The organism is Verrucomicrobium sp. BvORR106, assembly GCF_000739655.1.
In the GTDB taxonomy this organism is placed as follows: Bacteria; Verrucomicrobiota; Verrucomicrobiia; order Verrucomicrobiales; family Verrucomicrobiaceae; genus Verrucomicrobium.
In genome coordinates, this window is sequence record NZ_BATR01000150.1 from 15,537 (window position 1) to 29,970 (window position 14,434).

11 protein-coding genes are annotated in these 14,434 nt (G+C 61.8%); 5 read left to right on the top strand and 6 right to left on the bottom strand.

What is annotated here, in order from left to right; all coding sequences use genetic code 11:
* Window positions 1–28: 28 nt before the first annotated feature.
* Window positions 29–841: an SIS domain-containing protein gene (locus BV106_RS26850; protein WP_081892320.1), complete on the bottom strand. Its 813-nt coding sequence runs from the start codon at window positions 839–841 to the stop codon at window positions 29–31.
* Window positions 842–1,025: 184 nt separating this feature from the next.
* Window positions 1,026–1,595 carry a c-type cytochrome domain-containing protein gene (locus BV106_RS26855; protein ID WP_038169921.1) on the bottom strand — a complete coding sequence of 190 codons (570 nt, stop codon included), beginning with the start codon at window positions 1,593–1,595 and terminating at the stop codon, window positions 1,026–1,028.
* Window positions 1,596–1,797: 202 nt separating this feature from the next.
* On the opposite strand from BV106_RS26855, the gene BV106_RS26860 reads away from it, so the two are divergent.
* Entirely contained in the window at window positions 1,798–2,532 is a 735-nt protein-coding gene (locus tag BV106_RS26860; protein ID WP_038169923.1) for a VC0807 family protein, read from the top strand.
* Between the two features lie 104 nt (window positions 2,533–2,636).
* On the opposite strand, the gene tpiA is transcribed toward BV106_RS26860, so the two are convergent.
* Together tpiA and BV106_RS26870 are read right to left on the bottom strand one after the other, a co-directional pair.
* Window positions 2,637–3,452 carry a triose-phosphate isomerase gene (tpiA, locus tag BV106_RS26865; RefSeq protein WP_038169925.1) on the bottom strand — a complete coding sequence of 272 codons (816 nt, stop codon included), beginning with the start codon at window positions 3,450–3,452 and terminating at the stop codon, window positions 2,637–2,639.
* Window positions 3,453–3,595: 143 nt separating this feature from the next.
* Entirely contained in the window at window positions 3,596–4,807 is a 1,212-nt protein-coding gene (locus BV106_RS26870; RefSeq protein WP_038169927.1) for a phosphoglycerate kinase, read from the bottom strand.
* A gap of 183 nt (window positions 4,808–4,990) precedes the next feature.
* On the opposite strand from BV106_RS26870, the gene BV106_RS26875 reads away from it, so the two are divergent.
* A complete protein-coding gene (locus BV106_RS26875; protein ID WP_081892322.1) occupies window positions 4,991–6,175 on the top strand; it encodes a serine hydrolase domain-containing protein in 1,185 nt (394 codons plus the stop codon).
* A gap of 7 nt (window positions 6,176–6,182) precedes the next feature.
* Here BV106_RS26875 and BV106_RS26880 read toward each other — a convergent pair whose 3' ends face one another.
* Both BV106_RS26880 and BV106_RS26885 read right to left on the bottom strand, forming a co-directional pair.
* Window positions 6,183–7,535, bottom strand: a complete 1,353-nt coding sequence (locus tag BV106_RS26880) for a YopT-type cysteine protease domain-containing protein (RefSeq protein WP_038169928.1) — start codon at window positions 7,533–7,535, stop codon at window positions 6,183–6,185.
* Window positions 7,536–7,619: 84 nt separating this feature from the next.
* Window positions 7,620–8,972, bottom strand: a complete 1,353-nt coding sequence (locus tag BV106_RS26885) for a hypothetical protein (protein WP_038169930.1) — start codon at window positions 8,970–8,972, stop codon at window positions 7,620–7,622.
* Window positions 8,973–9,164: 192 nt separating this feature from the next.
* On the opposite strand from BV106_RS26885, the gene BV106_RS26890 reads away from it, so the two are divergent.
* From BV106_RS26890 to BV106_RS36310, 3 genes are read left to right on the top strand one after another with little or no spacing between them, the layout of a single operon-like run.
* The gene (locus tag BV106_RS26890) at window positions 9,165–9,857 is read left to right on the top strand and encodes a GntR family transcriptional regulator (RefSeq protein ID WP_051946380.1); all 693 of its coding nucleotides are present in this window, start codon (window positions 9,165–9,167) and stop codon (window positions 9,855–9,857) included.
* Between the two features lie 11 nt (window positions 9,858–9,868).
* Window positions 9,869–11,281: a DUF1501 domain-containing protein gene (locus tag BV106_RS26895; RefSeq protein WP_038169932.1), complete on the top strand. Its 1,413-nt coding sequence runs from the start codon at window positions 9,869–9,871 to the stop codon at window positions 11,279–11,281.
* Window positions 11,278–14,175, top strand: a complete 2,898-nt coding sequence (locus BV106_RS36310) for a PSD1 and planctomycete cytochrome C domain-containing protein (RefSeq protein WP_051946381.1) — start codon at window positions 11,278–11,280, stop codon at window positions 14,173–14,175. Before BV106_RS26895 ends, BV106_RS36310 begins: the two co-directional genes overlap by 4 nt.
* Window positions 14,176–14,434 lie beyond the last annotated feature (259 nt).

Sequence of the window (14,434 nt, forward strand, 5' to 3'; positions counted from 1 at the left end):
GGGGTTGAGGAAGAAAGATGCGTCAGAATCAGGCACCCAGCTTTTCATAGTACCGGGCCAGCCTGCGGGCGTGCTCGTCATAGGCGGCCTCGAAGAGCTCAGTGCCCTTCTCCGCGCCGCACACCGCCGTGGCGGTCAGCACCTTGGGAGGCTGTCCGGCACGCGTCAGTCGATCCGCGACTTCCGCCTTGATGGCATTCACCACCAGACAGCCGCCCACCGAGGAGCCCGGTGCCACCGGGGTGTCGAGCCCTTCGATCTTGACCATCGCATCGCCCACTGGCGCACCGGTATCCAAAACGAAATCGGCGAAGTCCTGTAGCTTCTTCCCCTGGGGATGACGGCTCGTGCTGGCCTCGCTATGGGCCGCGCTGATCAGTGCCACCACCCGCACGCCACGCCGCTGAAACTCCTCTGCAATCTCCACCGGGACCACATTGCAGCCGCTGGAGGAGATCACCAAGGCGCTATCTCCGTCCTTGAGGTCGAAGTTCCGCAGGATGCGATTGGCAAAGCCGCTCACATTCTCAAGGAACATGGCCTGCCGCTGGCCATTGGCCCCCACCACCAGATTGTGGAAAGTCAGGGAGAGCTCCACGATGGGATTGAACCCAGGAAATGATCCGTACCGCGGCCACATCTCCTCCACCATCATGCGGCTGTGTCCGCTGGCAAACACATGCACCATCTGCCCCTGCAGGATCGTGGCAGCAAACAGGTCCGCCACTTTCTGAATCACGCCTTCCTGCGCGGAAACTTGGGCCAGCAGACCTTCACACGCGGCGAGGTAACGCTGAGACGGAGACAAGGTGGAGGGGTCGGCCAGAGAACGGGACTGCATGAGAGGTGGGGAAAATGAGGAATCGTTTCCCAGTCTTCCCACTCCTCAATATCCCTGTCGAGCGCCAGATGATTTCAGATCAGATAATCCATCTCATGAACCAGACAGTCCTTTCTGAAAGCCTCTACGCGTCGACAGGAGCCCGGCACTCAAGCCAGATTCTCCATGTAGCAGAAGCGTTTCCTCAAGGCGCAGCACACTCGCGGGCGAGCTGCTGACTCTCAGGAGAGAGCTTCGACAACGGGTACTGCACGTACTTGCCGTCCGGCATCTTGAGCACCACGTTCTCCCCTTCCAGACGTTCGAAACCTGCCTTGATGGAGCGGCCCTCGGCATTGGTCCACTTCAAAATGGGAGGCAATTCCTTCTTGAAAGCCACCTTCGGCGCATTCGGATCAAAGGCAGCTCCAGCGGCGATCCATTCGCGGATCTTGTCGATGTCCTTCTGCGGCATGGGCCCGTCCGGAGGCATGGCGTTGTCCACATTCGGATCGGCAATCACCTCGTAGAAGTGGCTGCTGGAGGGCTTGCCCGGCTCGATCACCAGATTGGTCCCAATGTCCTTGGCGAAGCGCTTGAGGTTGTCGAAGACGAAACCCGCCTTCTCCTTCTTGGCCGACTCACTGTGGCATTCGTAGCAGTACTTCTTGAGGATCGGCTTGACTTCCTTCTCAAAATCAACGGCATACGTGGCAGTGGGAGCCACCGCAGACGCGGCCAGCAAGGCAGGAAAAAGGGTGCGGGGGATGGGCATGGTCGTGAAGATAACGCAAAAGACGGGCTGCCAATTAGAAGTCCGGCGCAAATCGTCACATCGGGAGACCCCGCAATCAGGCTACGAGACCGCCTGACACGGGGAAGCGCGTCTGAAGATTGGAGATTGCAGATTGGTGGTTTTCCCGTTTTGGTGTGTCTGTCTCCGCCTCGCACGCCCCCGCCTCATCCCCTTTCCCCTCGTGAGTTCCCCCGCCCCGAAAAATCCGCCGAACCCGCTCTTTGAGATCGCGCTCACGATCGTGCTGCCATCCCTGGTGCTGGACAAGCTGAGCAAGCCCGAGATGCTGGGCCCCTTCGGTGCTCTGGTGGTGAGCCTGCTCTTCCCACTCGGATTCGGCGTGTGGTGCTGGTACAAGAAGACCGGCTGGAACGTCTTCTCCATCCTGGGCCTGGCCACCATCCTCCTAAGCGGCGGTCTGGGCCTGCTCAAGCTACCCGCCGTCTGGGTGGCGGTGAAGGAGACCGCCATGCCCCTCATCATCGCCCTCGCCTTTCCTCTGAGTCACCGCTTCGGCAAGCCGCTCATTCAGGCCATGCTCATGCAGCCGCACATCATGAATGTGAACACCCTTCGGGCGAAGGCGGCGTCCTCCCCATGGATCAAGGAACAACTGGACCGCTCCACCTTCAAGGCCTCTCTCGGCCTGGGCGGCGGCATGGTGCTGAGCAGCATCGCGAATTTTTTCCTCGCACTCTATCTTCTGAACGGCAAGGAACCCGGCAGCGAGGCTTTCGTGAAAGCCCTGGGCACCCTGAACTGGGCCGGCACCGTCGTCATCGGCATCCCCCTTCTGGTCATCATGATGGTGGTGTTCATGTGGCTGCTGAAGCGCATTCAACAGATCACAGGGCTGGAGAGAGATGATCTCCTGAACCCCGGCAAGACCGTCCGTCGCCAGGTGGTGTCACAGTAGTTTCTAAAACCAGACCACTGGTTGCTGAAAACAAAAAACGTCACCGCCCGGGAGCGGTGACGTCTAAAGCTTGAATCCAGCTACTCGGACCTTCCCTGAATCACTCAGGGAGCCTGATAGACCGGCTTGTTGTCATTGAGATAGGTGATGATCGCCTTCACGATCTCGTAGAAGCTGCCGCTTTCGAGGCTGGCACCACCCACGAGCGCACCGTCCACGTCGGGCATGGCGATGATCTCATCCATGTTGGAGGGCTTCACGCTGCCGCCGTACTGGATGCGGATCTTCTGCGCCGTGTCGGCGTCGAACATCTCACCGAGCACCTTGCGGATGAAGGCGTGGGCTTCCTGAGCCTGCTCCGGGGTCGCGGTGCGGCCGGTGCCGATGGCCCAGACGGGCTCATAGGCGATGACCACATCCTGCAGACGGCGGGAGCCGACGTTGGCGAGGCTTTCGCGAGTCTGGGACTCCAGCACTTCTTCAATGCGGCCGCCATCACGCTCTTCGAGGGTCTCACCCACGCAGAGGATGGGGTGCAGACGAGCTTCAAGAGCGGCGATGACCTTGGCATTGACGATCTGGTTCGTCTCACCAAAGAGGGCGCGACGCTCGCTGTGACCAAGGATCACGTGGCGCACGCCACACTCCTTCAGCATCAGCGCGCTGGTCTCGCCGGTGTAAGCACCGCTGGGGTACTGGCTCATGTTCTGGGCGCCCAGTTCCACCACTTCCGTACGGCCGCCCTGAATCAGGGTCTGGGCGAGGGAGAGGGAGACGAAGGAAGGCACCACCACCACCTGAACGGGGCTCTTCTCCGGCATGAGGCGGAGGAAAGCGCGAAGGAACTTCTCCGTCTCAGACGGAGGGTTGTTCATCTTCCAGTTGGCAGCAACAATAGGTTTACGGAATACAGGAGGCATAGAGGCGTTCTTGTTCTTTAGAATCCTGGTTTGATTGAGGAAAGGTTGGGAGTCGGGAGGGATGCGATGCCTGTCGTGTCTTGCCTGGCGTCAAACCAGGATCCGCAGATCCATGACGCAATCTCAGCACTGAACAGCGGGGACTACTTTTCGAGCAAGGCGGCAACGCCGGGGAGTTCCTTGCCTTCGAGCAGTTCCAAGCTGGCTCCACCGCCGGTGGAGATGAAGGTGACCTTGTCCGCCACACCGGCCTTCTTCACCGCCTTCACGCTGTCGCCGCCACCGATGATGGACTTGCAGCTGGAGTTCTCGGCGATGGTCTCGGCGATGGCAAAGGTACCTTTGGCGCAGTCTTTGATCTCGAACACACCCATAGGGCCGTTCCAGACCACTGTCTTGGCAGCGGCAACTTCCGCGCTGAAGTTCTTCACGGATTCGGGACCGATGTCCACGCCTTCCCAACCGTCGGGGATGCCTTCACCCGGGGTCGTGTAGCGGCCTGGGCCCACGGTCTTGTCCTTAAAGTTCAGCTCTTCCACGATGTAGTTGTCCACAGGGAGGAGGAACTTCACGCCCTTCTCCTTGGCCTTGGCCAGGGCGGCCTTGGCGGTATCCACCTGATCAGGCTCGCTGAGGCTCTTGCCGATGCTCTCACCCAGAGCGAGCTTGAAGGTGTAAGCCATGCCACCACCGATGAGGATGGTGTCAGCCTTGTCAAGGAGGCGGTCGATGACCTTGATCTTGTCGCTCACCTTGGCACCGCCGAGGATCACCACGAACGGACGCTCAGGCGCCTGCAGCTCGTCGTGCATGTAGGCGAGTTCCTTCTCCATGAGGAGGCCGGACACGGCGGGAAGGAAGGCAGCCACACCAGCGGTGGAGCTGTGCGCACGGTGGGCAGAGCCGAACGCGTCGTTCACATAAATTTCTGCCAGGGCGGCGAACTGCTTGGCCAGCTCAGGGTCATTCTTCTCTTCACCTGCGTAGAAGCGCACGTTTTCGAGCAGGAGCACGTCGCCATTTCCCAGAGCCTGGGCCTTGGCCTGGGCTTCTTCGCCGATGCTGTCTTCGGCAAAACCCACGGTCAGGCCGAGCAACTCACCCAGACGGGCGGCAACCGGCTTGAGGCTCTGCTTGGGATCACGCTGGCCCTTGGGACGGCCCAGGTGGCTGCAGAGGATCACTTTGGCGCCCTTTTCCAGGAGGTACTTCAGCGTCGGAAGCGTCTCCTTGATACGGGTGTCATCCGTGATGACCATGCTGTCGCCCTTGTCGTCGAGGGGGACGTTAAAATCCACACGAACCAGGCAGCGTTTGCCGGTCACATCAATGTCACGAATGCTCTTCTTGGCCATGGCGATTGGGAAAAAAACTGGGGGTGCATAGATGGCGGAGGAGCCCCCCCTGCGCAAGCGAAGAAGTCTGCTGATAGCTCGTTTCATGCCGTCCATGGACAATTCGACTGCCCGGGATCGACCATCCCATCCCGTCTGGAAAGAAACTCCGGGCAGGGCCGTCTTTGTCCCATCTTCCCACGCATGAAACGCCGCTCCGCCCTGCTTCTTCTCCCTGCCGTAGCCCTCTCCTGTTATACCACTTTGGGAGGACGCGCCGCGGCTGAGGCCCCCTCCCCGTCCCCCATCCCTGCCCGGCTTCAGCCCTTTGTGGACGACAAGGTCCTGGCCGGGGCCGTGACCTTGGTGGCGACCAAGGACCGCATCCTGGCCACCGACACCGTCGGCTACGCCAACCTGGAGACCCAGAAGCCCATGGCGGCCGACAGCCTTTTCTGGATCGCCTCGATGAGCAAACCCATCACCTGCACCGCGCTCATGATGCTGGTGGATGAGGGCAAGATCTCCGTGGACGATCCGGTGGAAAAATACCTGCCCGAGTTCAAAGGCCAGTGGGTCATCGCCGAGCAGTCCGACGACAAGCTGGTGCTGAAGAAGCCCGCCCATCCCATCACGATCAAGAACATCCTCAGCCACACCAGTGGCCTGTCATTCAAGTCGGGAATCGAGCAGCCAACTCTGGATCAAGGCTCCCTGGCCACCCGCGTCAGAAGCTATGCCATGGTGCCGCTTCTGCATGAGCCCGACTCCAAGTACCTCTACAGCAACGAGGGCATCAATACCGGCGGGCGCATCATTGAAGTGGTTAGCGGCATGAGCTACGAGGCCTTTCTGGATGAGCGCCTCTTCAAGCCCCTGGGCATGAAGGACACCACCTTCTGGCCGGATGAAGGGCAGATCGCCCGCCTCGCCACCTCCTACACCCCGAACAAGGAGAAGACCGCCCTCACCCCCACCACGGTTACCCAACTCCAGTATCCGCTCAATGACCGCACCCGCCAGCCCATGCCCGGCGGTGGCCTCTTCTCCACCGCTGCCGACATGGCCCGCTTTGCCCAGATGCTGCTGAATGGCGGACAACTCGGCCGCAAGCGCTACCTCTCAGAGGAGTCGCTCAAGATCATGACCTCCCGCCAGACCCCGCCGAATCTGAAAGAGAGCTACGGCTTCGGCTTCTCCGTCGGCGGCGATGGCTCCTATGGCCACGGCGGCGCGTACAGCACAAACCTGAGCATCGATCCCAAGCGCGGCCTCGTCACCATCTTCATGGTGCAGCACGCCGGCTGGCGGAATGACAGCGGGAAGCAGATCCAGCCAGCCTTCCAAAAGGCAGCGCAGGAAATGGTGACGGCAGCACCCTCACCCTAACCGCTAATCAACGTTCGCGAAACTCTGCCCCCAGTCCTCCCAGGGATCTAGGAATTCCCCCCTCGATCCCAGCGAGGTTAAATTTCATGATATCGCTCAAGCCAAAGGCCCCTTTGGTTCCGGGTGGACTTCCGCTGGGAACGGGCATCCGGGGAACGTGGTATTCTTCCCCATATTTCTCGAAGAAGCCATCCAGGAAACGGCCCATGGCCTCGGCCGAATCAAACCGGGCGAGGCCAAAATTGGGATCGTAGAATGTGAAGTTCTCCGGAGGTCCAGGGTTTGCTCCCACCATGATGGTGTGATTCATCCCGCCCATGAATTGCAAACCGAAATAGACCGGCTGGCGGGCTGCAAACTCAGGCGAAGCCCGCAATTGGCTGACGAGGTCCTTGTGGCTCACCGTCCCCCTATGAGGGACCACCTGACTGTGGGAGGTGGTTACCTCGGACCTGCCGAGGATTCCCTCGATGGAAGTGGCCATGTGGGTCCCTTCTCGCCGTCCCGCATCCACCATCCGTGTTGTCTCCCCGCCGAGTCGTTCCAGCATGCGATTGGACTGTTCAGTCGGCCGGGTCACCCGACTCTCTTCCAGTGCTACGAGCCGGATCAGGGCAGAACAGAGCCCCTTTTGCTGATGCTCATGCCCCATCCGGCGGAGGGCCACACACTGGGGAGACACTTCCACATGCGTGGCTCTCATCTCCCTCACTGCCCCTTCCAGCAGATCTCTTGCACGTGTGTTCTCGGCCACATCATGCTTCCCGGCATCCATGTCGTTCATGTGCGCCTTGAGAGCCCCGAGCTTCGCTTTGTCAGCAGTCGACTTGGGTTCGACCTTGGCGAGCTCTGCGTACTCCATGATGGCGGCCTCCATGGTGGGCAGCGTCCTGCCAGACTCCGTGAGAATGGCCCGTGCTCGCCTGCTTCCATCGACGTAGGCCGGATCTTTTGCCAGCTTGTCGTGAGTCTTCGTGATGCCACTCGCCAGACTCGCCATGTCCTCCACCTTCTGCTTGAGCGCCTTTACCTTGCCCAAGGTCATCGGCCCGGAGTCGAACATCGCTTTCATGTCCTTGGCGACGATCTCCAGAAAGACCTGCTTCTTGCCTGCAAAGCCAGATTTTGAGGAAGCAAACTCTCCCACCAGAGCCTGCTTGACCGCCTCCCGGGCAACCGCCTGCTTCTCTGCCCGGGCGGTCTTGTTTCCAAAGGGGTTGGAGAACTTCGTCTTCTCGTACAGCACCGTGCCCGCCTCCCCGGTTCCCTTTTTACCCCTGATCTCGGTGGTGTCAGCATGACCGGCCAGATCACCAATCAGCGCCGTGAGAGTATTGCTCGAGAGGGACGTGGCATTCATAGGTGCATCAGGGAGGCTAACCGACTCCTATACCAAGTCACTTCCGGCAATCTGTCAACCACCCCATCGCACAACCACCCCGCCTCACAACGGGGTCGTCATTGACTCCATCGTCATGTGTTTGGGATCCGTGTCGGGCAACTCATCCACCTTGGCCAGTTTCACCTTGTCCACGTCATACTCGGTCACGTGGTTGAACTTGAAGCCGTCCACACCCAAGTTGTCCATCGAGTACTCTTCCCCATAACCCAGATCACCAAAGTACTTGTCAAGGAAGGTGGAAAGTTGCTCCGGTGTCTCGAATCGGGCCACACCGAAGTTCGGATCGTAGAACATGAAGCTGTCCTCCCCATTGTGCTTGGTCGCGCCGACCATCATGATGTGGCCGTGGACTTCCACTCCGTAGAACACGGGTTTGCCCGCCGCCAGATCAGGGTGTGTGGCCAGATGCTGGATGGTCTTGCGATGCCCCGGGAACTCGATGGCCTTGCCAGCGTGATCTTTGATCACCGTGCGGGATGCTCCAAGCGTTCCGTTCCCGTGCACCGTGCCCAGGCACTCGGAGTACGGGGTGGAACCCCGCTGTCCTGCATCGCGGGCCTTTTGCGTCTCCTGTTCGAACCGCCGCACCACCTGATCCATACCACGCGGACCGGTTGACTCTCCCAGCACTGCCAGCGCCACCATGGGGAAGCAGCGGCCACTCTGGTCACTCTTGCTCCCGATCTGCCGCAGCGGCAGGTCCTGGGGCAGCACTTTGATGCTCGTCGCCCCTGAATCAACCGCAGCATCCACGGCCAGGTTGGCCCGCGCCAGAGAGCCCACATCACTCAGGTCCGAGGACTTTTCACTGATCCATTTTTCCATCGCCCCCATCTGCTTCAAGGTCGTTTCAGACAGCGGCTTGGGGCCGTTGATGAGTTTGGCGTACAGTTCGATCCCTTTGAAGAGCTCCATCCCTTCCTCGAACCCCGCTACATCCTTCGCGACATCAAGGTACTGCTCCTTGCCCAACAGATAGCTAGCATTGGTCTCATGCCGGCTTTTGCCTCCGGTGTAGGCACGGTAGTTGTCGCGCACCCGGTTCACCTCGGTCATCACCTTGTCCAGGTCACCCCGGGTCACCACCCCCGTGCCCTCACAGATGGAGCGCATGTTCTTCTTCACCACGGATGCCAGGAACCTGCCGCCGGGCTTGATGTTGTCGAACTCGTTATCCACCGCCTTGCCGACCATCTCGCGGGCGGTGTTCTGCTTGGCCTGTCGCACCGACTGCTTGCCGAAGGGATTCTTGAAGCCCTTCTTGGCATACAGTTCGATGTCCCCCTCCTTGTCCGCCTTGCCGCGGAGTTCGGCATTCTCTCCCACTCCGTGCATGTCCATCTGGTTGATCACCTCGGAGAGAGACTTGGTCTGGGCGGCGGTTACTTCTGGCATGGCAGGTGCAGGTTGGATTCGTTCGGCTTCACCGATTACTCTGGCTGATGCTGATGGGTGGTTTCAAAAATAGACATCGAAAAATAGATCCACGGGGCTGATTTCCCGGTCGGAGTCTTTTCCCACCGAAAGACCAGCCCGGTCGGCCTCGTTCTGGTCACTGTCGACAGTCGACATCCAGCCACAGCCGTCATGCCCCTCTCCCCTCTCTCCCGGCCAAATCTGGCCCACATCGTGCGCACCCGCCTGAGCGAGGCCATTCTCTCAGGCGAACTCGAACCTGGGCAGCACGTGCCGGAGCCCGAGCTGGCGTCCCGACTGGGAGTGAGCCGCGCCCCGGTGAGAGAGGCCCTGCTGGAACTGGAGCGCCACGGCCTGGTCACGTTCGACTCCCGAGGCCGCACGCACGTCGTGCAGCTTACCCTGGAGGACATGGAGGAGATTTACTCCCTGCGTCTCGCACTAGAGCCTCTGGCCGCCGGTCTCACCGCGGAACGTGGCACCACCCAGGATTTTGAGACGCTCGCCGCGAACATCGCCGCCACGGAGCAGGCCACCTCCCTGGCGGAAGTCACCCGCTTGGACGCCGCCTTCCACGATCTCATCATGCGCGCCAGCGGCCACCGGCGTGCCGCCCACTTCTGGGAAGGTCTGCGCTATCAGGTGGAGGCCTGGCTGGGCCTCATGCAACGCCGCCACCAGGCCGTCTTCCAGTCCACCCAGGCGGAAACCGTGAAGGCGCACAAGCGCCTGCTCAAGGTCCTGCGCTCCGGAGATGCCGCCGCAGCGGAGGAGGAAATGAAGAAACACATCGTGAGCTGGCGTCGGTGGCTGGCTCTGGAGGCAGACGCCGCCGCCCGTAGTGACCGCAAACCCACGCTGTAACCGCCGCCGCCATGGAGTTTCCTCGCACTCACACTCTCTCCCGGCGTCAGATGCTGGGCCGGTTTGCCAGCGGTTTTGGCATGCTGGGTCTGGCAGACCTCATGGCTGCCAGTGACGCGCCCTCCTCGCCCGCAGCTCCCCTGCTCCAGGCGCATCACGCGGCACGGGCCAAGCGCATCATCTTCCTCTTCATGTCGGGAGGTCCCTCCCATGTGGACCTCTTTGACCCCAAGCCAGCCCTTGCAGCGCGCAATGGCCAGCCCCTCCCGTTTGCCAAGCCCAAGCTGGAGCGCACGAAGACCGGCAATCTCCTCGGCTCGCCCTGGCAGTTCCAGAAACACGGCCAGAGCGGCATCGAGATGAGCGGGCTCCTGCCTCATCTCTCCACCTGTGCCGATGACCTCTGTGTCGTGCGCTCCATGGTGGCAGACAACATCAACCACAACGGTGCCTGCCTGCAGATGAACACAGGTGAGCAGGCCTTCTCCCGCCCCAGCATGGGCTCCTGGCTCCTCTACGGCCTGGGCTCAGAGAATGCCAGCCTGCCCGGCTTCGTGGTCATCAGCCCTGCCCAGCCCGCTCAGGGCGCCCCGCTCTGGTCCAGCAGCTTCCTCCCCGCCTCGCTCCAGGGCACCTTGGTTCAAGACCTCAACCATCCCGTGGCCAACCTGGGCAACGCGAGGATGACCTCCACTGCCCAACGCGCCCAGTTGGATTTCCTCATGGCGCAGAACCGCCTGCACGAAGCCCAGCGCGCTGCCGACTCCCGGCTGGAGGCCCGCATCGCCTCCTTTGAGCTGGCCTTTCGCATGCAGACCGAGGCTCCGGAGGCCTTTGGGGTGGAGCAAGAGTCTGAAGCCACGCAGAAACTCTATGGCCTGGATGATCCTGTGACCGCCACCTTCGGCAAACAGTGTCTCATGGCGCGACGCCTCGCAGAGCGCGGCGTGCGCATGGTGCAGGTGTACCACACGGCCACCTCCAAGCGGTCCAGCTGCCAGCTCTGGGATCAGCACTCCAAGCTACGCGAGGAACTCCCCAACAACTGTGCCGCCACGGACAAGCCCATCGCCGGCCTGCTCAAGGACCTCAAGAGCCGCGGTCTGCTGGATGACACGCTGGTCCTTTGGGGCGGTGAGTTTGGCCGTACGCCCACGGCTGAGGGCGGCGATGGCCGCGAGCATCACCCCTTCGGCTTCACCATGTGGATGGCGGGCGGCGGGGTGAAGGCCGGACATGTGCACGGCGCCACCGATGAGTTCGGCTGGCATGCGGTGGAGGATCGCGTGCATGTGCATGATCTCCACGCCACCATCCTCCACCTCATGGGGCTGGACCACACCCGCCTGCGCTACCGCTACGCCGGGAGGGACTACCGTCTCACCGACGTACACGGCAATCTCGTCAAGGGCATCCTCGCATGAAGACCTCCCGTCTCGCCCTCGCTGTCTCCCTGTTCGCCCCCATCGTGTGGGGCGCACCACCCGCCCCCACCGCGGAGCAGATGGAGTTCTTTGAAACAAACATCCGCCCTGCCCTGCAGGAGCACTGTGCCGACTGCCATAGCGGCACCGCGGGCAAGGTGAAAGGCGGGCTGGATCTCGACACCCGATCCGGGTGGGAAAAGGGCGGCGAGACCGGCCCCGCCATCGTGCCAGGCGATCCGGAGTCCAGCCTCCTCATCACTGCCGTGCGGCGCATGGACAAGGACCTGGCCATGCCGCCCAAAAAGGAACTCCCCCGGAGCGTGGTGGAGCACTTCATCACCTGGGTGAAGATGGGCGCGCCTGACCCGCGAGTCGCCACCACTGCCAGCGCCCCTGCCGCTCCCGCCTCGGAGCGACCCGCGTTCGATCTCGCAGAGGCGAGGAAACAATGGGCCTTCCGCCCGCCGGAGCGCAGCACCGTGCCCGCCGTGAAACTCACCGCGTGGCCGCAGAATGAAGTGGATCGCTTCCTCCTGGCCGCCATGGAGGGCCGCGGACTGGCCCCATCTCCCGCAGCTTCTCCCGAGGTTCTGCTGCGACGGTTGACCTATGATCTGATCGGGCTCCCTCCCTCCTCGCAGGAGATTCAGGCCTTTGTGGAGCAGGCCAAGATCAATCGCCCACAGGCCGTGACCGGGGCGGTGGAACGCCTGCTGCGCTCCCCTCACTACGGCGAGAAATGGGGGCGACACTGGCTGGATGTCGTGCGTTATGCCGACTCACTTGATGCCCGGGGTCAGGGCAAGGAGGGTGATATCCTGGATGCCTGGCGCTACCGGGACTGGGTGGTTCAATCCTTTAACAACGACCTGCCCTATGATGAGTTTATCCGTCAGCAGGTGGCTGGTGACATCCTCGCCGCCCGCGACGGGTGGGATGCGAACAAAGTCGTCGCCACCGGTATGTACGCCATCGGCAACTGGGGCAACGGCGACAGCGACAAGCTGAAGGTGCACACGGACATCGTGGATGACCAGATCGATGTCACCACCCGCGCGTTCATGGGCCTCACGCTGGCGTGCGCCCGCTGCCATGATCACAAGTTCGACCCGCTCAGCACGGCGGACTACTACGCCATGGCCGGCTTCTTCTTCAGCAGCCACATTCTGGACAAGTTTGCCCACCCCACTGCCGGGGAGAAGATCATGCGCATTCCCCTGCTCTCCCCCCAGCAGCAGGGCCGTCGTGTGGAGCTCCAGCAACGCCTCGCCGTGGTGGACGCGGAGCTGAATCAGGGGCTTTTGCCGTTTGATTCCCAGGAGGCTCCGGTCAAGGGAGCCGTTGATGTCGTTTCCCTAAACCGGAAGGGCGCCTCCAATCCTTCACTGCTCGTGAACCGCTCCGGGCGTGAGGCCAGATTCTCCACCATCACCCTGCCTCCCGGCGCCGTCTCCGTACACCCCGGCCCCAAGAGCGCCGTCACCCTGGCCTGGCGGGCACCAGAGGACCTCACCGTCAATCTTCACGCGACGCTGACAGACGCCGATGCGCATTGCGGCGACGGCATTGAGTGGGTGGCCCGCATCGGAGAACGTGACCTGTCACGCGGCACCCTGGCCAACGGAGCCACGGCCAAGTTCGAGGCAACAGAAGTGTCCCTTACCAAGGGCAGCCTGCTCGCCCTCACCATCCTGCGCGGTCGCGAGTACACCTGCGACACCACCGCCGTGAACCTCCGCCTCACCAGCAAGGATGGTCGCACTTGGGATCTTTCCCGCGACTTCGCCACCAGCAGCACCATTGCCACCGGGCAGGGCTGGCTCGTCTGTGAAGGCGAGGGCACCCAACTGGTTTCCGAGCGAGCCTCGGATTCCCCGTTGGTCAAAGAACAGCAAGCCCTCCAGGCAGAACTGGCCGCCACCGACACCGCCATGTGTCACGGACTGCGTGAAGGCGGCATCCCCGGCACAAAGTACGAGGGCTTTCACGATGCCCAGATCCATGTGCGAGGCAGCTATGCCCGGCTGGCGGCACTGCAACGTCGGGGCTTCCCCGCCCTTCTCTCGAACGCTCAACCGTCCGCGCCGCAGGGCAGCGGACGTCTGGACCTCGCCCGCTGGATCGCCTCACCCGATCATCCTCTGACGGCCCGCGTCATGGTGAACCGCATCTGGCAGCACCACCTGGGGCGAGGCATCGTGGCCACGGCCAATAACTTTGGCAAACTGGGCACGCCACCCACCCACCCCGAGTTGCTGGATTGGTTGGCCCACCGGTTCATGGACAGCGGCTGGAGCATCAAGGCCATGCACCGGCTCATCTGCACCTCTGCCGCCTATCAACAGACGTCCATCCCCGACGAAGAGGTCCTCCGCCTCGACCCGGACAATGCCTTCTTCACCCGGCAGCACCGCATGAAGCTGTCAGCCGAGGAACTGCGCGACACCTTGCTCCTGGCCGGAGGAAACCTCGACCGCACCGTCGGCGGCATCTCCGTGAAGGAACTGCAAATCCCTCGCCGCACCCTGTATCTCACCGCCGTCCGCTCGGATCGCTCCTCCTTCCGCATGCTGTTCGACGGCGCAGATCCCAACACCGTGGTAGAAGCGCGCAACGACTCCGTCGTCGCCCCCCAGGCCCTTTGGCTCCTGAACCATCCTTTCGCCCTGGAGCAGGCTGCCAAACTGGCGCAACGACTTCCCGCAGAGGCAAAGCAAACCCCGGCGCAAGGGGTGACCTGGTTGTACCGCGAACTCTTCTCTCGCTCCCCTTCCCCAGCAGAGCTGCAACTGGCAGTTCAGTTGATTGGAGGAGATCAAACCGCTCCCGCCTCCTGGGAGACCCTCTGCCACGCCCTCATGTGCTCGAACGAATTTCTCTTCGTGGATTGAGGTCACAGGCACTCACGCCCCCCTTTGTGGTTCCCTAGATTCCAATCACCCCACCAGCGCTCCCGCCCCCCCTTTCGTCACCATTGTAGAAGAACCGTCTCGGTTCTTGTTCTCCCAACCACCCAGCACCCCCAAGAGCCGGGACGGCTCTTCTACCTTGCCAACGCAACGCCAACCGGATAAAAGGCCCCTCAGAGGTCGGAGGGCAGAGGGACGTACTTCGAGCGATCTTGGAAACAACACCTGGATGCGAAGCATC